Source organism: Acinetobacter sp. CY73 (assembly GCF_059515865.1).
In genome coordinates this window covers 25,733-45,944 of record NZ_JCAKMZ010000026.1, presented here as the reverse complement: position 1 = coordinate 45,944, position 20,212 = coordinate 25,733, and the positions used below count along the sequence as shown (strand labels likewise).

General features: G+C 39.0%; 21 protein-coding genes. 11 read left to right on the top strand and 10 right to left on the bottom strand.

The window, feature by feature from the left end; genetic code table 11:
* Nucleotides 1–23 precede the first annotated feature (23 nt).
* Nucleotides 24–536: a 5-(carboxyamino)imidazole ribonucleotide mutase gene (purE, locus tag AC5YD2_RS12305; protein ID WP_496126620.1), complete on the bottom strand. Its 513-nt coding sequence runs from the start codon at nt 534–536 to the stop codon at nt 24–26.
* A 193-nt stretch (nt 537–729) separates the two neighbouring features.
* Nucleotides 730–1,074, bottom strand: a complete 345-nt coding sequence (locus AC5YD2_RS12300) for a DMT family protein (RefSeq protein WP_496126619.1) — start codon at nt 1,072–1,074, stop codon at nt 730–732.
* 254 nt (nt 1,075–1,328) lie between these two features.
* Here AC5YD2_RS12300 and mpl point away from each other — a divergent pair, with 254 nt between their 5' ends.
* Entirely contained in the window at nt 1,329–2,693 is a 1,365-nt protein-coding gene (gene mpl, locus AC5YD2_RS12295) for a UDP-N-acetylmuramate:L-alanyl-gamma-D-glutamyl-meso-diaminopimelate ligase (RefSeq protein WP_496126618.1), read from the top strand.
* Between the two features lie 87 nt (nt 2,694–2,780).
* Complete coding sequence (locus tag AC5YD2_RS12290; protein WP_496126617.1) at nt 2,781–3,425, top strand: DUF4145 domain-containing protein; 645 nt, start codon at nt 2,781–2,783, stop codon at nt 3,423–3,425.
* 34 nt (nt 3,426–3,459) lie between these two features.
* On the opposite strand, the gene AC5YD2_RS12285 is transcribed toward AC5YD2_RS12290, so the two are convergent.
* Both AC5YD2_RS12285 and AC5YD2_RS12280 read right to left on the bottom strand, forming a co-directional pair.
* On the bottom strand, nt 3,460–3,744 hold the full coding sequence (locus tag AC5YD2_RS12285) for a GNAT family N-acetyltransferase (RefSeq protein WP_496126616.1): 285 nt from the start codon (nt 3,742–3,744) through the stop codon (nt 3,460–3,462).
* A 37-nt stretch (nt 3,745–3,781) separates the two neighbouring features.
* Nucleotides 3,782–4,069: a GNAT family N-acetyltransferase gene (locus AC5YD2_RS12280; RefSeq protein WP_496126615.1), complete on the bottom strand. Its 288-nt coding sequence runs from the start codon at nt 4,067–4,069 to the stop codon at nt 3,782–3,784.
* Nucleotides 4,070–4,266: 197 nt separating this feature from the next.
* Between AC5YD2_RS12280 and AC5YD2_RS12275 the strand changes: the two genes are divergently transcribed.
* Nucleotides 4,267–5,469, top strand: coding sequence for a sugar transporter (locus AC5YD2_RS12275; protein ID WP_496126614.1), 1,203 nt, complete (start codon nt 4,267–4,269; stop codon nt 5,467–5,469).
* A 351-nt stretch (nt 5,470–5,820) separates the two neighbouring features.
* On the top strand, nt 5,821–6,783 hold the full coding sequence (locus AC5YD2_RS12270; protein ID WP_496126613.1) for a TerC family protein: 963 nt from the start codon (nt 5,821–5,823) through the stop codon (nt 6,781–6,783).
* Nucleotides 6,784–6,919: 136 nt separating this feature from the next.
* Here the strand turns inward: AC5YD2_RS12270 and AC5YD2_RS12265 are convergent, their stop codons facing one another.
* Nucleotides 6,920–7,504 carry a nucleotidyltransferase family protein gene (locus AC5YD2_RS12265; protein ID WP_496126612.1) on the bottom strand — a complete coding sequence of 195 codons (585 nt, stop codon included), beginning with the start codon at nt 7,502–7,504 and terminating at the stop codon, nt 6,920–6,922.
* A gap of 177 nt (nt 7,505–7,681) precedes the next feature.
* Here AC5YD2_RS12265 and AC5YD2_RS12260 point away from each other — a divergent pair, with 177 nt between their 5' ends.
* The 4 genes from AC5YD2_RS12260 (at nt 7,682) to AC5YD2_RS12245 (ending at nt 11,978) form a co-directional block, all read left to right on the top strand.
* Nucleotides 7,682–8,737, top strand: a complete 1,056-nt coding sequence (locus AC5YD2_RS12260) for a Rieske 2Fe-2S domain-containing protein (protein ID WP_496126611.1) — start codon at nt 7,682–7,684, stop codon at nt 8,735–8,737.
* A gap of 90 nt (nt 8,738–8,827) precedes the next feature.
* A complete protein-coding gene (gene guaD, locus AC5YD2_RS12255) occupies nt 8,828–10,144 on the top strand; it encodes a guanine deaminase (RefSeq protein WP_496126610.1) in 1,317 nt (438 codons plus the stop codon).
* Nucleotides 10,145–10,445: 301 nt separating this feature from the next.
* Nucleotides 10,446–10,814, top strand: a complete 369-nt coding sequence (locus tag AC5YD2_RS12250; RefSeq protein WP_496126609.1) for a hypothetical protein — start codon at nt 10,446–10,448, stop codon at nt 10,812–10,814.
* A gap of 3 nt (nt 10,815–10,817) precedes the next feature.
* The gene (locus tag AC5YD2_RS12245; protein ID WP_496126608.1) at nt 10,818–11,978 is read left to right on the top strand and encodes a glutathionylspermidine synthase family protein; all 1,161 of its coding nucleotides are present in this window, start codon (nt 10,818–10,820) and stop codon (nt 11,976–11,978) included.
* 80 nt (nt 11,979–12,058) lie between these two features.
* Here the strand turns inward: AC5YD2_RS12245 and AC5YD2_RS12240 are convergent, their stop codons facing one another.
* Nucleotides 12,059–12,532: a hypothetical protein gene (locus AC5YD2_RS12240; RefSeq protein ID WP_496126607.1), complete on the bottom strand. Its 474-nt coding sequence runs from the start codon at nt 12,530–12,532 to the stop codon at nt 12,059–12,061.
* Nucleotides 12,533–13,000: 468 nt separating this feature from the next.
* On the opposite strand from AC5YD2_RS12240, the gene hpt reads away from it, so the two are divergent.
* Nucleotides 13,001–13,528 (top strand): hypoxanthine phosphoribosyltransferase, encoded by a 528-nt coding sequence (gene hpt / locus AC5YD2_RS12235; RefSeq protein ID WP_496126606.1) that lies wholly within the window; start codon nt 13,001–13,003, stop codon nt 13,526–13,528.
* A 208-nt stretch (nt 13,529–13,736) separates the two neighbouring features.
* Complete coding sequence (locus tag AC5YD2_RS12230) at nt 13,737–13,988, top strand: GlsB/YeaQ/YmgE family stress response membrane protein (RefSeq protein ID WP_496126605.1); 252 nt, start codon at nt 13,737–13,739, stop codon at nt 13,986–13,988.
* 213 nt (nt 13,989–14,201) lie between these two features.
* Here AC5YD2_RS12230 and AC5YD2_RS12225 read toward each other — a convergent pair whose 3' ends face one another.
* Entirely contained in the window at nt 14,202–14,897 is a 696-nt protein-coding gene (locus AC5YD2_RS12225; protein WP_496126604.1) for a DsbC family protein, read from the bottom strand.
* Between the two features lie 320 nt (nt 14,898–15,217).
* Here AC5YD2_RS12225 and AC5YD2_RS12220 point away from each other — a divergent pair, with 320 nt between their 5' ends.
* Nucleotides 15,218–16,417 (top strand): MFS transporter, encoded by a 1,200-nt coding sequence (locus AC5YD2_RS12220; protein ID WP_496126603.1) that lies wholly within the window; start codon nt 15,218–15,220, stop codon nt 16,415–16,417.
* A gap of 78 nt (nt 16,418–16,495) precedes the next feature.
* On the opposite strand, the gene AC5YD2_RS12215 is transcribed toward AC5YD2_RS12220, so the two are convergent.
* From AC5YD2_RS12215 to yidC, 3 genes are all read right to left on the bottom strand, one after another.
* Entirely contained in the window at nt 16,496–16,858 is a 363-nt protein-coding gene (locus tag AC5YD2_RS12215) for a NirD/YgiW/YdeI family stress tolerance protein (protein WP_496126602.1), read from the bottom strand.
* A 147-nt stretch (nt 16,859–17,005) separates the two neighbouring features.
* Nucleotides 17,006–18,370 (bottom strand): tRNA uridine-5-carboxymethylaminomethyl(34) synthesis GTPase MnmE, encoded by a 1,365-nt coding sequence (gene mnmE / locus AC5YD2_RS12210; protein WP_496126601.1) that lies wholly within the window; start codon nt 18,368–18,370, stop codon nt 17,006–17,008.
* A gap of 81 nt (nt 18,371–18,451) precedes the next feature.
* Nucleotides 18,452–20,209 (bottom strand): membrane protein insertase YidC, encoded by a 1,758-nt coding sequence (gene yidC / locus AC5YD2_RS12205; protein ID WP_496126600.1) that lies wholly within the window; start codon nt 20,207–20,209, stop codon nt 18,452–18,454.
* Nucleotides 20,210–20,212 lie beyond the last annotated feature (3 nt).

Genomic DNA, 20,212 nt, shown 5'->3' with positions numbered 1-20,212 from the left:
AATGTCCCGTATTAAGCTTGGCTTTAAATTTGACCTGGAATATTTTTGCTCGCAACTTTATCCGTTTGCGCATCACGGAAATCTGCGACATTTTTTGCGATGTCTGGACGAGTTAAACCTAAAATTTGTGCAGCCATAATTGCCGCATTGGTCGCACCAGCCGGACCAATTGCAAGCGTACCGACAGCAATACCCGCAGGCATTTGCACAATAGACAACAATGAATCAACACCATTTAAAATCGAGGATTTCACAGGTACACCCAACACTGGTAAATCAGTCTTTGCCGCACACATACCTGGTAAATGCGCTGCACCACCTGCACCCGCAATAATCACTTGGATACCACGACCACGTGCTTGTTCAGCATATTCGAATAAACGATCTGGCGTACGGTGTGCAGATACCACTTCCGCTTCAAAAGGTACGCCAAGTTGTTTCAACATATTGGCAGTGTGTTCGAGGGTTGCCCAGTCAGACTGAGAACCCATGATAATTCCAACGAGAGGAGTGTCTTGTGAAGCGGCCGCATTCATTGCAATGTTTCCAGAGATAATTAAGAGAGATAAATCTCGACTAGAGCCAAGCTTTAATAAGAGCCCTGTATTATAGACTGAAAATTCAACTTCATAAAATTTCAGTGGTTAAAACAAGGCTCGATTTTTATTATTTTTTTATAGGATTTCGAAAAAAAGACTTAAAAGTTAAAATATCAAAAAATAATCACTCTTATGGCGTACGAAATACAAAATAAACACAACCACATAGACACAAAGCAGCCCAAATATAATCCAGCTTAAAAGGTTGCTTAAACATGAAAATCATAAAAGGCACAAAGACCAGTAGGGTCACGACTTCTTGTGTGATTTTCATTTGTCCTACAGCCCAACCATGTTGAGCCAACATTCGAGTCGCAGGAATCATCAAACTGTACTCAAACAGTGCGATCACCCAACTGAATAAAATGGCTTGCCAAAGTGGGGCATCATGTGGCAAAAATTTCAAATGACCGTACCACGCCAAGGTCATAAAACAGTTTGCTAAAATCAGAAGGAGCAGAGGCAAATAGACCATCGATGTCTCAAAAATTCATTTCGCATTATTTTACGTTTTATTCAAAAAAACACATCAGAGTTTGTCAAGAAAACTGTAATTATTTCGCATATATATTGCTACATAAATTCAATTTTTTTATTGCGCTGTTGATACAAGAAAAACTATCTTTTCATTCAGACCCTTGCTATCGTTGGCTTCAAATTGAATAAATCATGACAACACCACCAAAAACAAAGTGATGTGTCTATATAAGAGTAGTGGAGTTAGAAAGCATGCATCTGCATATATTGGGTATTTGTGGCACCTTTATGGGTTCATTGGCGTTATTAGCGCGTGATTTGGGTCATAAGGTGACGGGTTCAGATGCAAATGTTTATCCCCCAATGTCTACTCAACTTGAAAATGCAGGCATTACGTTAATGCAGGGTTACGACCGTAGCCATTTGCAACCGCATCCAGATTTAGTGATTGTGGGTAATGCCATGAAGCGTGGTATTGATGCTGTCGAATATATGTTAAACGAAGGTTTACCCTATATTTCAGGTCCGCAATTTTTAGCAGATCATGTGCTACAAGGTAAGCATGTCCTGGGTGTTGCAGGGACTCATGGTAAAACCACGACCACCACAATGTTGGCATGGGTACTTGATCAAGCAGGGTTAGAGCCCGGTTTCTTGATCGGTGGTGTGCCACTTGGTTTTAAAGAAAGTGCACGTTTAGGTGCTGGAAAATATTTTTGTGTAGAAGCAGATGAGTATGATTCGGCATTCTTCGACAAACGTTCTAAGTTTGTACACTACCATCCGAAAACGGCGATTTTAAATAATCTTGAATTTGATCATGCGGATATTTTTGATGATTTGGCTGCGATTCAAAAACAGTTTCATCACTTGGTTCGTACGATTCCTTCAGAAGGTCGTATTATTGCGCCAATTACTGAAACCAATATTGATGAAGTCTTAGACATGGGCTGTTGGACACCTGTGGTACGCACAGGTTTAGAAGCACATGAAAAAGCAGCTTTATCTGCTGAACAATTGGTTGCGGATGGCTCGCATTTTAAAGTGCTTGAACATGGTGTCGTCAAAGGCGAAGTGAATTGGAGCATGACAGGGCAGCACTCTGTTGCCAATGCTTTGGCCACCATTGCCGCGGCAGAGCATGTCGGTGTTTCGATTGAAATCGCTTGTGAGGCTCTTTCAAACTTTGGTGGTGTAAAACGCCGTATGGAATTGTTAGATACCGTAAAAGGTATCGAAGTTTTTGATGACTTTGCACATCATCCTACCGCCATTGATACCACGCTTGAAGGTGCGCGCAAACGTTTAGGCGAACGTAAACTTTGGGCGATTATTGAACCTCGTTCAAACACTATGCGTATGGGCAGTCATAAAGATGGCTTAGCGCATTCGGCACGTTTAGCCGATGAAGTGATTTGGTATCAACCTGAAGGTTTGGATTGGGATTTACAACCTGTGATTGATGCATCAACCAACAACGCTAAAGTGGCTCGTACACTGGATGAAATCATTCAAAATGTCGTGGCTGAAGCAGGTGAGGGCGATGCTGTCGTGATTATGTCAAATGGTGGTTTTGGTGGTTTACATCAGAAGTTAATTGCTGCGTTAAAAATTTAACTAATCACTTAATATTTAAAATTAAAGGACTATGTTTTTAGTCCTTTTTTTATTATTATCAATATATTACTAATTTTATAAAAACTCATGACACAAAAATATTTCCAACCAACTTTCCAAAAAGAAAATTTTCACTGCATTTATTGTGAGGTTTATTCGCAACATATCTGGAGTGATGATGCTAAATTTCCTATACCATTTAATAATCCACGATATTTTAATAAGCAAAATACATTAATCAGCAGTCTATGCACGCATTGTCGACAAAGTACTCTATGGTTAAATAATGAAATTATCTACCCTATCAAAAACTCTCCTATTCGCCCTCATCAAGAAATGTCAGAAGAATTAAAAAAGGATTTTGAAGAAGCTGTAAATATTGTGAATAAATCTCCAAGAGGTGCTGCTGCTTTACTTCGTCTAGTTTTACAAAAACTAATGAAAGAAGTAGGTGAGAAAGGGGAAAATATTAATCAAGATATATCCAATTTGGTTAAGAAAGGACTACATCCTCATATTCAACAAGCATTAGATTATTGTCGTGTGGTTGGAAATAATGCTGTACATCCAGGGGAAATAAAATTAGATGACTCACCTGAAATAGCAAACACCTTATTTGAAATGATTAATTTAATAATTGAAGAATTAATTGCTCGACCTAAAAGAGCCCTAGAGCTTTTTGCCAACTTACCCGAAGGTGCTCGCAAGGCGATTGAAAAAAGAGATTCGTAAATAAATTCAGCCCGCAAAGCGGGCTTTTTTATTTTTAGGCAATCACATCTGCCAAACTTTTATCTCGTCTAAACATCACTTCAACATAAGAACAAGTCGCCACGATTTTTAAATTATTCTCTCTTGCAAAAACAACAAGAACATCAAGCAACTGACGTGCAACACCTTGCCCACGTAGAGAGTCATCTACCCATGTATGATTGGCAATGATTTTCTGCTCACCGCTCCAAACATAGCTAATTTCTGCAATTCTTTGACCTGACTCATTTACAGCAAAAAACTCACCTTGTTGACCATCATCAAAATGTTGAAACTGCATAAATCACCTATGTTGAAATTTGAATAAAATAGAAAACTTAACCGAACAACACATCATGAATAGAGGCGTCTTTATCAAATACAGACTTTGCAAAAGGGCACAAAGGTAAAATTTTTACATTTTTTTCACGTGCTAATGCGACCGCACGATCAACCAATTGTCGACCTACATTTTGACCACGAAGCGAGTCATCCACCCAAGTATGATCAATAATAAATTTATCTGTTCCCGCCCATGAGTACGTCATTTCGGCCAAATGATGACCGTCTTCGCCCACATAAAACTCACCCTTAGAACCAGTATCTTGATGCTTGATTTCTAACATTTTTATATTTCCAGTATTTTAATCATCTTCGAAATTGCCATGTTTTAATTTTGAATACTGTTATTTTTTATTATTAGACTCATGAGAAGCAAGACCGCTTCGTTAAATCAAACGATCAGACCTAAGCTTTTAGAGATTACTTAACAATTCACTGATTAAGCCATACACTGGCCTAAATTTTCCAAAAATTCCCTTTCATGTCTGCTGTCATAAAACCCCATACCGAACCTCAATTGAATCCTACTCAACAATGGATCAGTGTCATCAGTTTAGCATTTGCAGCATTTATCTTTAATACCACCGAGTTTATTCCAGTGGCATTGCTCAGTGATATTGGACGAAGTTTTGATATGGCAGCAACTGATGTCGGTATCATGATTACGCTCTATGCATGGGTCGTTGCACCCATTTCTCTTCCTATCATGCTTTTAACTAAAAATATTGAACGTCGTTTTTTACTGATAGCGCTATTTAGTGTCTTCATTGTGAGCCACGGACTGTCCTATTTTGCATGGAGTTTCGATATTCTGCTGTTAAGTCGAATCGGCATCGCATTTTCACATGCGCTATTTTGGGCAATCACTGCATCACTTGCTGTTCGTGTGGCACCCAAAGGCAAAGAATTTCAGGCATTAGGTTTATTGGCTACAGGTACAGCATTGGCAATGGTGCTGGGAATTCCATTTGGGCGCATGATCAGCGAGATGTATGGCTGGCGAAATACATTTGCACTAATAGCAATTTGTGCAGCAGTGGTTTGTTTAATCTTGGCTAAAAGTTTACCCAAATTACCGAGTCTGAATTCAGGTTCAATGAGTAGTCTCAAAGATTTTATACAACGCCCCAGTTTGATGATTGTATTTGCATTGACGATTATCGTCATTACAGCCCAATTTACCGCTTATAGTTATATTGAGCCTTTTAGCTTAAACATTGCACAATTCACTTCAGCTCAAACCACGACTTTATTATTGTGCTTTGGTGGTGCAGGATTATTAGGATCGTTTCTATTTGGTAAATTTGGACAGAGATTTCCCAAACTGTTTATTCCGCTCAGTTGCATGATCTTAGCCATCACGATGCTACTAATTTTACCTTTATCCAGTTCTGTTCTTTCCTTAACGACGATCAGCTTATTTTGGGGCATGAGTATCATCATGTTCAGCTTGGCACTTCAAGCTAAGACTTTAAATTTGGCATCGGATGCAACTGACGTCGCCATGGCCATTTATTCAGGCTTATACAATGTTGGTATTGGTAGCGGTGCCTTACTTGGTGGTTTTGTCAGCGTTCAATATGGTTTAAACCATATTGGACTATTTGGCGGTATTTTGGCTGTGATCGGGACGCTTTTGGCAATAGTACTGGTACAAAGAACCGACTTCATTCGTAAAACGTAATCACAGCCCACATTTGCACAGATATGAAAAATATGAGATCCTATTCTCACTTAGAAATACTCAGTATTTCTGCACAAATTCGTATTGAACAAGGGGAGTAGCCTCCTCAAAACATCATTTTCGAAGAGATTTTTAAGAGATCTAGTTCTATTAAAAACACCTTGAAAATGATGTGTCGGAATATCGTCATTACGCTTTGAAAAAAGTCGGTATCCGAGCATCTTAAGTTAGTATTTTTATTAAGATGTAGGCAAGACCTTGATCATGTTGTTTCAGATGTTTTATTAATTCATCTGGCGACTGGTCAAGGTTTTTTTATGCCTCTTCCATTTGCCAGAAAGGAAGAGTGATATGGAAAGCATAGGCAATCTATGGCTTTATTTGGCATTTTTCGGCATTGTAACCATCATGCTACTCATCGACTTTTTAGGCTTTAAGCAAAAAGAAGGTCAAGAAGTCAAAGTTAAAACGGCTGCATATTGGAGTATTGCTTGGGTCACTGTTGCCAGTCTTTTTGGTGGCGGTTTGTGGCTTTATCTTGAGCAAACAGCTGGTGTGGCCGTTGCGAATACCAAAGTCATGGAATACTTCGCTGGTTATCTACTTGAAAAATCTTTAGCGATTGATAACGTCTTCGTTTGGCTGATGATTTTTGCTGCCTTTGCAATTCCACCTGCATTGCAACGCCAGCTGTTACTCTATGGCGTACTGGGTGCGATTGTTCTCAGAACCATTTTTATTTTCATTGGGGCTTGGTTCGTTCAAGAGTTTTCTTGGATTCTTTATATCTTCGGTGCATTCCTGGTTTATACAGGTTTTAAATTCCTGAAAGGACAAGACGATGATCCCAATATTGAAGAAATGGCGATCCTAAAGTGGTTACGTAAACACATGCGTATCACACCGCAACTCGAAGGCAATAAATTTTTTGTTCGTCAAAATGGTGTGTTATGGGCAACGCCTTTATTCTTAGTCCTGATTTTAGTTGAAGCATCAGATGTGATCTTTGCGGTCGATTCTATCCCTGCAATTTTTGCGGTGACCACAGATCCCTTCATTGTTTTAACCGCAAACTTAATGGCAATCCTAGGCTTACGTGCCATGTTCTTCTTGTTGTCTGGTGCAGCATCGAAAATGCATTATCTACCTTATGGCTTAGGTTTGATCTTAGTCTTCATTGGTTTCAAAATGTTGATGCTGGATGTATTCCATATGCCGATTTGGATTTCTCTCAGTTTCATTGTGATTGTACTTGCAATCACGGCGATCCTGTCTATTCGTCATAGTAAGAAATATAACGAAACCACGCTGTAATTTGATCTAGATCAATCATAAAAAAGCCTTCCAAACGGAAGGCTTTTTATCTAAATGAGCTTTTTAAAAGTGATTCATTTCAACACATTCAAGCTATAGACATTCATTTGATTAACTTGATCATTAAATATGTTTTTTAATTCATGATTTCTAATTGTGGCCAACGTTCTAAAAACCGTTTGCTTTGAACTCTGTGTTCAAAGACTCCACGTGAAACCAATCGATCATTCCAACGCAGTTTTAATTCAAATAAATCGCTCAAACCCAAAGGCGCAATCACTTCAATATCGTCTTTTTTATCCATCCGTACCGCGATCGCCGTTGCTGTTTCAGGCCAATAGGAAAGCGCTTCACTCATCGATTTTAAGGGTGGAATAGTGTGCCCATTTTCAGTCTTATACCAGAAATGTACATGTGCTTGATTGGTGATATCCCAACTTTGATTTGGATAAAACTCTTTTAAAAATGAATGTAATCTCAACATTCTTTGCTGATTTATCTCTTCAGCATCATAAAAGATTACATCAATTTCAGTCTGATCAAAGTCATAGTGTTGACCATGTAAATGCGACCAGATCCAATTTCGTATCACACCTGCACTTAAATAAGCCAAAGGTTCAAACCCTTTTAAATCGTGTAATAGCTGACTTAAAAAAGCATTTTCCATGATGAGTTTTTTTATCTTTTGTTCAAAAACATCTGATTTTTCTTGGTTTTCCATTTCCTAAAAACACCTGAGCCTATTACAAATACACTGGATTCATGCTCACAATTCAAGTTGGCAAAAAAATTGCATCCCTCATAAAAATATCTTAATCATTTTTTGTCTCAGCAATTTTATATTTCCAATCAGTCTTTTCTCACTGCAATGGAAATTGGCTGATTTGGAGTAACGAACATGAATATGATTCCAACATTGAATCCCATCAGCGCACCGTGCAACAATAGTTTTGATTTAAATGATTGGGGAATTTTAGCGCAGTATTGGTATCCCGTTGCACGTGTTCAAGATGTTTCCACCACGCCACAACAAGTGACTTTACTCGATCTAAACATGGCACTTTATCAAACAGAAAGTGGTGCGATCAAACTGGTTCGTGACATCTGCCCACACCGCGGTGTGCCTTTAACCAAAGGTTGGGTTGAAGGCGAAGAAATCGTGTGCCGTTATCATGGTTTAAGATTCAATGCTGAAGGTAAATGTACCAAAATTCCCGCACAGCCCGATTTAACCAAAATATCTGATCGCTTTAGCTTAACCCAATTTCCAGTCATTCTTCGTTATGGCCTCGTATGGACCAGTGTCCATGGTCGTGATTTTGAACATAATAATATTCCTGTTTTAAACACATGGGATGACGCCCAACATCAATCTATTTTGCCGCCTTTTGTGGATATTGCAGGTTCATCAGGACGTCAGTTAGAAGGTTTTATTGATGTTGCACACTTTGCATGGGTACACCACGAAGCCTTTGCAGACCGTGATAATCCAGTCGTTCCCAAATACCATACAGAGAAAACAGATTATGGTTTGAAATCGACATACATCAGTGGCGTGAGTAACTACCCACATGCGTTAAAACATTTAGAACCAAAAGGCTTCGAATGGAAGCGCACCTTTGAAATTTATCCACCATTTTCAGCGATTTTAACCGTGGATTTTCCTGACAATGGCATACTCAAAATTCTCAATGCGTGCTGTCCTGTTTCAGTCAATCAAACTCGATTATTCGTACCACTGACACGTAATTTTGATCAAACAGGTGACCTGCAAGCCGTTTATGATTTTAATGCACAAATCTTTGCTGAAGATCAGGAGATCGTCGAATCTCAAAAACCGGAAGAGTTACCGCTGGATTTGATGATGGAAGCACATTTTGAGGCTGATCGTTCTTCAACAACTTATCGCCGTATCTTGGCAGATTGGGGCTTGAGTCAACGTTATACCGTTTAATCAGACTGAATAGTTTCGATCGTGTAATGAATCAATGTGATGGCTTTAGGGTACAATCAATCGAAAAAATAAAATGTAGGATCAAACTTAATGTCTTCTGTAATTGCAACGACGGCGATTCGCGGTCGCTTCCTCGATATTCAGAATACGGTTGCCCAAGCGCGTGAAATTCACGACCAAGTGCGATATGTAGAAGATGGTTTACTGATTACTGAACAAGGGAAAGTAACGTGGTTTGGAACGTGGCAAGAAGGTCAGACTCGCATTACTCCTGAAATGCAGTTTGCACATTATCCCGATCAGCTGATTGTGCCTGGATTCATCGACACGCATATTCATTTCCCACAAACAGAAATGGTCGGGGCTTATGGTGAACAGCTTTTAGAGTGGCTCAACACGTATACCTTCCCGACTGAAATGCAGTTTAGAGATAAAAAATATGCAGATGAAATCGCGCATTTCTTTGTTAATGAGTTGCTGAAAAACGGTACGACCACCGCTTTGGTCTTTTGTACCGTACATCCACAATCGGTCGATGCTTTATTTGAAGCAGCAGAACGCCATCAAATGCGTTTAATCGCAGGGAAAGTGATGATGGATCGTCATGCACCTGAAGATCTCTGTGATACGGCTGAAACAGCCTATACCGAATCAAAAGCGTTGATTGAGAAATGGCACGGTAAAGGTCGTAACCTTTATGCCATCACGCCTCGTTTTGCACCAACGTCTACACCTGAGCAATTGGAAAAAGCAGGGCAACTCAAAGCTGAATATCCAGATGTGTATGTGCATACACATTTAAGTGAAAACAAAAATGAAATCGCGTGGGTAAAAGAACTGTTCCCTGAGCAAAAAGGTTATTTAGATGTCTATCATCACTATGGTTTAACAGGGTCTCAGTCTGTATTTGCACACTGTGTCCATTTAGAAGATGCTGAATGGGATTGTATGCATGACACGGATTCAGCAATCGCATTTTGCCCAACGTCTAACTTGTTCTTAGGCAGTGGTTTATTTCCACTGAAAAAAACTTGGGAAAAGAAAGTCAAAGTGGGGTTGGGTACAGATATTGGCGCAGGGACGTCATTTAGTCAGCTACAGACCATTAATGAAGCCTATAAAGTGCAACAGCTTCAAGGTGATAAACTCTCCGCATTTGAATCGCTGTATCACGCAACTTTAGGTGGTGCAAAAGCCTTAAATCTAGAGGATAAGCTAGGCAACTTTAATCACGGTAAAGAAGCTGATTTTGTGGTGCTAAATCTCAATGCCACTGCCTTGCAAACATTGCGTCAACAGCGTGCTAAAAATATTGAAGATGCTTTATTTGCGCTATTCACCATGGGTGATGATCGAAATGTTCAAGCCACTTATGTCTATGGTCAAAAAGCCTTTGAACAATCCTAGATCTAAAAGCATTTCAAAAATGCTGAAAATCTTGATGATATAAAAATCGAATATCCATAAAAATAGCGCTTCGGCGCTATTTTTTATGCTTTGAATGAACTTTTAAAGCATTATCAAAATATGATTTCAGTTGGTTTATCCATCCAATATTTTTGAGAATCTAAATATTCAATAGACTTTAAAATCTTTAAAATAAAGTCATTCTCAGGTCTGTACTTTATTCCACTGACTAAATATCATTAGCCCACATAAAAATTTCATTTTTATTTTTTATAAAACCAAACCGAAAAGGTTTTTATTAATGCGGACAAAAAAAATATCATTAGTTGTTGTTCCACTTTTACTTACAGCGTGTAGCGGTTCAAAAACTTTACAGCAAGATATCTATAGCAATCAGTACGACTGTTATCAAGATTGGGATTATCAACTGTGCGAGCCTGAAGAAGAAGAATATCAAAGTTCAAGCTCTGGTGGCGGTGCTTATGTTTCTCGATACATTGGTCCACAATATTATAAAAATAATCGTAAAGTTAAACGTGCAGGTCGTGTGATCACAGCTTATGGGAATCGTTCAATTTCCTCTAAAATTTCAAATCATGTACATACTCAAGCCAAATCCACACCTATACGTGGTGGCTTTGGTCGTGGCGGAAGCTCTTTTGGGGGATAAGCGTTGAAAAGGATCCTTTACCCTGAGCGCGACAACTGGCAACAGCGTCACCTTGATATCGGTTTTGATTATTACAATCTTCCTTCGACAGATGGATCAATCTATTGGTCCGAAGGCGTATCGTATGAATTTCATTTAAAACAAATCGAACAACTTGAAGATGCAGCCAATGAGTTGCATCAAATGTGTTTACAGGTTGCCGATCGAATCATTCAATCGGGTGATTACCCAGATTATTTTCAAATTCCACAGGCTGCAATTGCCTCCATAGAACATTCATGGAAAACCAAAGCACCTATGCTGTATGGCCGTTTTGACTTCGCCTATGATGGGCAAAATATCAAAATGCTGGAATACAACGCAGACACGCCAACAGGGTTGCTTGAAGCTTCTGTTGCACAGTGGCATTGGATTGAAGAAGTTCAAAATGTCCCACATCGTGATCAATTCAATAGTATCCATGAAGATCTGATCGAACGCTGGAAACAACTTTTTGTACCAAAAACCTTAGTCCATTTTGCTGCTTGCCAAGAAGCAGGGCGAGAGGATTGGGGCAATTTAGAATACTTGATGGATACTGCCTTCCAAGCCGGTTTGAATGTCAGCGAACTTTCTATGGAAAATTTGGGCTGGGATCAAACTCAGTTTGTCGATTTAAATGATCAAGCGATCCATCATCTATTCAAACTCTATCCATGGGAATGGATTTGGGAAGAGCATTTCTCCACATTTATCAAACCTGATACACAGTGGATTGAACCGTGTTGGAAAATGTTACTGTCCAATAAAGCCATTTTAGTAGCGCTTTGGAAGCAATTTCCAAATCATCCCTTATTACTTGAAAGCCATGCTTTTAATCCCAATGACCGATTCAATGGAAAATGGGTTCGTAAACCCATTTTGGCGAGGGAAGGGGCGAATATTCACATTATTCAAAACAATGTGGATTGCGGAGAAGCTTCTGGTAGCTTCCATTTTGAAGACTATGATAAGTATGGCTACATCATGCAGAAATGGGCGCCAACGCCACTCCATGAAGGTATGTTACCCACTTTAGGCTTATGGATGGTCGGTGATGAATGTTCAGGATTATCCATCCGTGAAGACGTGTACGATGTGATTGGTAATGATGCACATTTTGCCGCGCATTATTTTGTCGAATGACGACTGATTCCTGAATATTTCCATGTTCTCATCGATAAAAAAAGCGACTCAATCAGTCGCTTTTTTATCAGGTTTAAACATTAAATGGTATGTTCTTTGACTCGTTTCATATAAGCAATCAAACGTGTGAAAAATAAAATCTGTAAAAAAATGGTAAATGCAGAAATCAACCATTCATACCATTGGTCAAATTTGGTTTGATCTACATTTAAACCGTAATATGCAGCCAATAAAATTAAGCCAAAGATCACACCTGCAACGGTGGTCTGTACCAAGATAGGAAATGACAAAGCTGTAATACGACTTACAAAGTGTTCACCGTCATCACCACCATTGGCTTTGTAAGCACTGTGAATACCAACACCCATGATCAAAAGTGTCACAATGCCTTCAACCCCAATCACGCGTACATCGTAATAAGGTGAATACATCCCATAGTAATAAACAACAGTGACCAGCAAAGCGGTCATTAAGTAGTAATTCTTATAATGTTTTTTTTCAAGCGTATTGGCTGAGAGCTCGTGTGCTAGTGCTTTGGTATTCCAAAAATACATAAATATTGTTATCTCATTTTAAGTTTGCACATACTTTACGCATTCACGTTTAAAAATTAAAGTCAATTTCCACACTAATTTATCGAAAAACTAAACTCAATTATTCAATAACACTACACATGACGAGACATCCCTATGTTAAAAATACAGATCCATTCAATATGAATCAGATCATTTGCATCCTATTTTTATCCCAAAAATTAACGAAGGTGTCTCATGTCAGCTGAACCAAAAAACAAACTCAGTAAAAAGAAATCATCTAAGAAAAAATATATTTTAATGGGAAGCTTGTTTATCCTTTGTGCTGTCATTTTAAAACGTGACGCACACTAGATCAGCAAAACTTACATATTCTATGAGTAAAAGTAATGCATCTAGATTCGATATGTTTTAAAATTAACGCATATTACAGGTGTTGCAAGTCAACGCCTTTTTTAATTTTTGAATTGTTGTTTTAGGTATCTACCCATGACCGTTGAAATGAAAGTCATGATTTCTGCTGAAGAAATTCAAGCAAAAGTCTTAGAACTCGGTACACAGATTAATGCTCATTATGCAACCAGTGATAAAGAATTGGTTCTGATTGGCTTACTTCGCGGTTCTGTTATTTTCATGGCAGATTTATGTCGCACGATTAGCAAACCGCATGAGCTTGATTTTATGACTGTATCCAGCTACGGCGGTGGTACTACATCTTCACGTGATGTCAAAATTTTAAAAGATTTAGATGGTGAAATTCGCGGTAAAGACGTGCTAGTCATTGAAGATATTATTGACTCAGGCAATACCTTGAGCAAAGTATTAGAAATTTTAGAAACGCGTCAACCAAACTCAATTCAACTGTGTACTTTGGTGAGTAAACCTTCACGCCGTGAAATTGAACTTGAAGTAAAATTCCTTGGTTTTGAAGTTGAAGATAAATTCATCGTAGGTTACGGACTGGATTACGATCAAAAATATCGTCACATTCCATTTATTGGTGAAATTGGTCTGTAATACAGTCAATCGATCTCAGCCAATATCTCTAAGCGACTTCGGTCGCTTTTTTATTTAAAAAATTTTTCTGCAACATCACCTCGAACAAAAAAACAACATTAATTATCAATCTGTCCCTATGCACTCATTATGAAAAAACCGATGATGAAGTTACCAACTCCATTTCCTGTACACATTAAAATTTGAAGAATAATCAAGGAGAATGTTTATGTGGTCTCTCATTGTTACCATCGTTATCGGTTTTATTGCAGGTCTCATAGCACGCGCTATTCATCCAGGTGAAGATAAAGCGGGTTTTATTGTGACCACCCTTTTAGGGATCGTTGGGGCGCTACTTGCTACTTATGGTGGTCGTTTACTTGGTCTGTATCCAGAAGGTTCTTCAGCAGGATTTATTGCTTCTGTGATTGGCGCGATTATCGTACTCTTTATTTACAATTTAGTGGTCAAGAAAAACTAATTTGTTAAACTTAGATTGAAGAAATAGCAAATAAATAAAGCACCCGATAGATGTGCTTTATTTCTAATAAGAACAGCCGTTAAACAATGCCTAAAAAATTCTAATATTCATCTAATGAAGAACATCTCAGTGCATTGTTGTTTAGTCCGATCATCTTTAATTAGATGATCTTTAGAGTTAGATGATGTTTAAAGTTAGATGATGTTTAGAATTTTATAAACCAAGCTGTTTCCACATTTTTTCAATATCTTGAGCTGGATAAGCACCTGTCAATTTAAATCCATTTGAAAAAATAATCACTGGAGTGCCTTGTAGACCTAATCGTTTTCCCAAAGCTAAATTACGTTCAATCGGATTTTCACATTGTGCTGACGCAGTCGGTTTTATCGTTTTTTGAATCAAATTTTGCCATGCTAAAGCCTTACTGTTCGAACACCAAACTTGTTTAGAAGGCTTTACAGATTGCGATTTAATTGGATAAATAAAAGTATAAATCGTGACATCTGTCAGCTGACTCAAATGACCTTCAAGCGTCTTACAATATGGGCAATTTGGGTCAGAAAAGATGGCAAGCTGACGCTTACCATTCCCCCTGACACTTTTAATTGCATCTTGAAGAGGCAACTTTTGAAAATCGACTGAGTTTTGAGACAGTACCAATTCTTTGGTTAGATTTTTTTGATCTTTTAAACGGATCATCGAACCAATAAAGAGATGTTGGGCATTTTCATTCAAATACACCACTTGCTGATCATATTCCCCACTATATAAACCTGTCATTTCTGTTTTTTGAATCTTTTCAATTTTTATATTGGGATAATGCTGTGCTAAGTTTTTTTTCACTGTTTCAATATCGGCACTGGCCCATGTTGAAAACAGGGTCGTGATGATCAACAAAGTCTTTTTCATTACATGGGGGCTCATGTGAAATCATAGAATGATTTTACTGCCGAATGCTTAAAAGGGGCTGAAAATTTATCATTTAATCCCAAAATTTTACATAACAGGTATTCAACTAGTGTTTCACGTGAAACATTATAATTCTGGAATAATCTGTTCTGAATATAAGTACTGAAATTTACAAATGAATGATTTATGCTGAAATTCGTCAAACATAGCAGCCTAAGTTCATCGGAGTGATTCGATTTTGGATTAACTTAGTGAGATATAAGCTCAATATCATCTTAAAAATGAGTGCTTTAAAACAACTCATCTCTAGCGACATATTCATGAAAAATCAACAAACATGGCAACCCTTTATACTGGTGAGCTTCGCTTTATGTATTGGGACAATTGGCACAGCTTTAGCCAGCCCACTCTATCCCATTTATCAGCATCTCTGGAATTTGATGCCGAGTGATATTACGCTGATTTTTGTGTCGTACATGTTTGGTTGCTTAACCACATTGCTGTTTTTGGGTCGAACCAGTAATACGATTGGTTATGTCAAAACCATGCAAATTGGATTGGTTTTCATCATCATTGGATTGATATTTTCAATATATGCGCAAAATGCACTTTGGCTAAGCATTGGTCGCTTTATTATCGGTATTGCATCAGGTTTGATGACCACATCGGCATTATTAGGCTTAATCCAAAATGTCCCAGATTCCCATAAACATATTGCCCCTCAACTCAGTTCAATCATCACGTCAATTGGTTTTGGCTTGGGACCACTTGTGGGTGGAAGTATTGCCCAGTTTTCGTCAACACCCTTGGTCAGCCCTTATATTCCGATTGTGATTGGCTCGATTCTTAGCTTATTCGGTCTATTTTTTCTTAAAGCACAGCCTTTTGACGTTCAGCCTTTTAGCTTTTCTCCGAAACTATTACAACCCAACAACGAACATCGTCCACACTTTTGGATCATGAGCGTTAGTGCATTTTGTGTTTTTGCTGCTTTTAGTTTATTTGCATCGTTATCTCCCTCATTTGTGAAAGATATTTTACCTTGGCATGGTCCATTGGTGAGCGGTGTAGCGATTACAACCATCTTATTTATTTCAGCATTTGTTCAATTTTTTGCACGCTCGCTTCGACCAGTGAAAAGCTTAAATTATGGAATTTTTGTCAGCACCCTCAGCTTATTCATGCTTATCTTATGTATGTGGTTCAAATTGAGTTTTTTGTTCTTTGTCAGCGATATTTTATTTGGTATTGGACATGGACTAACACTTTTGGGTGCTTTTGGGCTCATTCACCAAATGACGACCTTAGAAAACCGCGCTGCAGTGATGTCAACCTACCTATTTGTTGCATATTTAGGTACGATTTTACCGATTCTTGCGGTGGGTTATTTGGCAGATCATTTCGGTCTAACACCCGCTGTCATTATTTTTTGTATCAGTATTGGTCTATTGTTTCTGATTTTATTTTTTCGACACAAAAATATTGTAGAACGCATGAAAGAAGGATCAGTGAGGAGCTAAAGCCAAACACTGATCCTCGATATACCTATGCAATTGTTCATTTTTAAACTTGAAGAAATAGGCACTCGTTTAAAAATATTATTTTAAAATCTCAATTTTATACACTTCAATATCTGTAGCTTTTTCACGATGTGTATCCACTTCGCCGTACACTTTGACTTTGGTACCCGCTTTAAGCTGATGGATTGAAGCAAGTTTGTCATCCACTTCAACATGAATAGAGCCTGTTTCATCCTTCAATTCAAAATGATCTGCCTGAATATGACGAATAATCGTTCCTGTAAGACTAACGGCTGTCTCATCAGCCAAACTTGTTGCTTGCGCCACAGTCACGCTATTTTTAGCTGCTTGATCAATCACTTTTTGATCAGAACTTCCCGCCCAAACATTTGTGGTTAAAGCCATCAATATAGCCGTGACAATCATCGGTGTTTTTTTCATTTTTCATTCTCTCTAAACTAAATTTGATAACACCTTAAGCATAATTTTCCAACAAGTACATCGGACTTAACAAAGCATAACGCGAAGACTAAAAAAGCTGACATGAGTCAGCTTCTTCATTGCAAATTTTACATTAGTAACTAAATTTTATTTACCAATACAAAATGATCCAAAGATTTTTCCAAGTAAATCATCCGCACTAAAGTCACCCGTGATCTCACCTAAAGCATTTTGAGCAAGACGTAAAGATTCAGCGACCAACTCACCTGCGTTATACACTGTGAGTTGCTCATGGGCTTCTGCAAGATAAACCTGTGTGCGCTTCATTGCATCCAGATGGCGTGTTCTCGCAATAAAGGTATCTTCTTCAGGTTGGAAGCCTGCATGCGCTGTAATCGTCTCTATGAGCGCCTGAACGCCCGTTTCTTGCTTAGCCGACACCGTGATATGCCTAAAACCATTCAAATCGGACAATTCTGATACTTGATTTGTGACATCACATTTATTCCCAATCAGCATCAAACGCTTAGGTTCAATATGTTCTGCAAAATAGTTATGCGCTAAAGCAAGCGGATCTTCACCTTGGCTCAAATCGTAGACCAACAGCAACAAATCGGCATTTTCAATTTCTTTAATGGCACGACGAATCCCTTCTTTTTCCACCACATCGCCTGTTTCTCGTAAACCTGCCGTATCCGTCAACGTAATCGGCAAACCATTCAGCGTGATCTTTTCATGCAGCACATCACGCGTCGTACCAGCGATATCTGTCACGATGGCACGTTCAACACCAGCTAAAGCATTCAATAAACTTGATTTACCCGCATTTGGTTTACCTGCAATCACAACTTGTAAGCCTTCACGAAGCAACTGACCTTGACGTGCGGATTGTTGCACTTGCGACACCGAACTTTGAACGTCTTCTAGCAGTGAAAGAATTTTCCCATCAGCTAAGAAATCAATTTCCTCTTCAGGAAAATCAATGGCTGCTTCAACATGCAAACGCAAATGAATCAGTTTTTCTAAAACGGTATTCACTTTGCTAGAAAATGCGCCTTGCAGAGATCGAACTGCTGAACGTGCAGCTGCCTGTGAACTCGCATCAATCAAATCAGCAATGGCTTCGGCTTGAACCAAATCCATTTTGCCATTTTCAAAAGCACGCATCGAAAATTCACCTGCTTTAGCTGCGGTCGCACCCAAAGCCAATAAGCGTCCCAATAATGCATTTTGAATCACTGGACCACCATGGCCCTGTAACTCAACAACATCTTCACCCGTAAATGAGTTTGGATTTGGAAAGCAAATCACCAACCCCTCATCCATAATTTCATTTTGTTCATCATAAAAATGACGAAATCCAGCAAATCGAGATTGGGGCAAAGTCTTTTGTGTCAGTGCCTCTGCAATCGCATACGCTTTAGGTCCAGACAGACGAATTACCCCGACGCCACCGCGACCAGGCGGAGTTGCAATCGCAGCAATAGTGGTTAGATGCTGGGGAGTCGTCATGAAATCTTCTCAAAATTTGGCAATAAAAAATCCGCTTAAGAATATCATCTTAAGCGGATCGATTCAGCTATTCAGCAACCCTTAGGTGACTTCATTCGCTTTTTTCTCAGCGCTTTGTTTTTCAACTGATTTATTGATCATACCTTGTTGCAAGATGGTAATACTGTTGTTGACAATCCAGTACAACACCAAGCCAGCAGGGAAGAACAACATAAATACAGTGAAAATGATCGGCATAAACTTGAACACTTTCGCTTGCATTGGATCAGCAGGTTGAGGGTTCAACATTTGTTGAACATACATCGTTACACCCATCAACAATGGCAGGATGAACCATGGATCCATTGCAGACAAATCTTGAATCCAAGCCAACCACGGTGCATGACGAAGTTCTACAGACTCCATAAGCACCCAGTACAATGCTAAGAAAATTGGCATTTGCAGAAGGAGTGGTAAGCAACCAGAAAGTGGGTTAACTTGCTCGCGTTTGTAAAGCGCCATCATTTCTTGAGAGAAACGCATACGGTCTTCACCAAACTCTTCTTTCATGCGCTGCATTTCAGGAGCAATCACACGCATTTTCGCCATTGAACGATAGCTCTTAGACGACAATGGCCAAAGAATCAATTTCACCAAGATCGTCAATAAGATAATTGACCAGCCCCAGTTGCCCACGATGCCATGGAAAAATTGCAAGCCTAAGAACAATAACTTAGCGATTGGCCATAACCAACCATAATCAACAGTTTGGTTTAAACCCGCAGCCAAATCCTTTAACTCAGATTGAATTTTTGGACCTGAGTAGAATGTTGCATCGACTGTCATGGTTTTGCCAGCAGGTACATTAATTGTTGGAGACGTAAAACCAATGATATTCATACCATCTGGAGAATTACGTGATTCCAATTTCGCTGAATAAGGCTGTGTACCAAAATGACCTGGAACCCAAGCACTGACGAAATAATGTTGAACAACTGCAACCCAACCACCTTGAGCTTCTACATTCAGTTTTTCTTCAGTAAAGTTATCAAATTTGAGTTTGTTGTATTGTTCGTCAGGTGTGCCCCAAGCCCCTCCTAAGAATGTACCAAGCGTAAAGATACCTTGGTCCGTCTTGCCTGGATCTTCAGAGTTATCGCGTTTGAGCTGACCAAACATCTGACCCTGCCAGTTTTGCGCACTACGGTTCACCACCTGATAGCTTACATTAACTGGGTATTCACCTTGCTTGAAAGTGAAGGTCTTGATAATTTCTACGCCATCTGCTGTTTTCAATACCATCGGTACTGAAAGTACTTTTTCTGCTTGACCTTCTTTTTTAGTCAAAGCTTTAGCATCAGCAAGCGTATACGTGGTTTTTTCAAATTCGTATGTAGGACGACCGCTACGACTGCTGTCTGGTCCATTTAAACCAATCAAACCTGATTGAGCTACGTAAGTACGTTTAGCATCATTTTCCAGCATAACAAAAGATTCATCGCTGTTTTTACTTTTGTCATGGTTGAGAAGTTCAATACGTACGATATCACCACCTTTTGGACTAATCCAAACATGGTAAAGATCAGTTTGTACTGAAATCAGTTGTTGGTTTACAGAAGCGGTAGGTGCAACTGTATTTTGTTGTTCAGTAGCAATATTTGCTTGCGGAATGTCAGACGCTGCGACCGCTGTTGCTTGGCTATTTGGCAAGTCTGCAGATACATCATGAGCAACAACTGCAGCCGGTTTAGACTGTACAGCAGTGTCAGCATGACCATAATCTTTTTGCCAAGCTAAAATAAGCAAATATGCGGTGACAAACATGGCCCCGAGAATTGCAAACCTGGCCCATTGTTGCATATC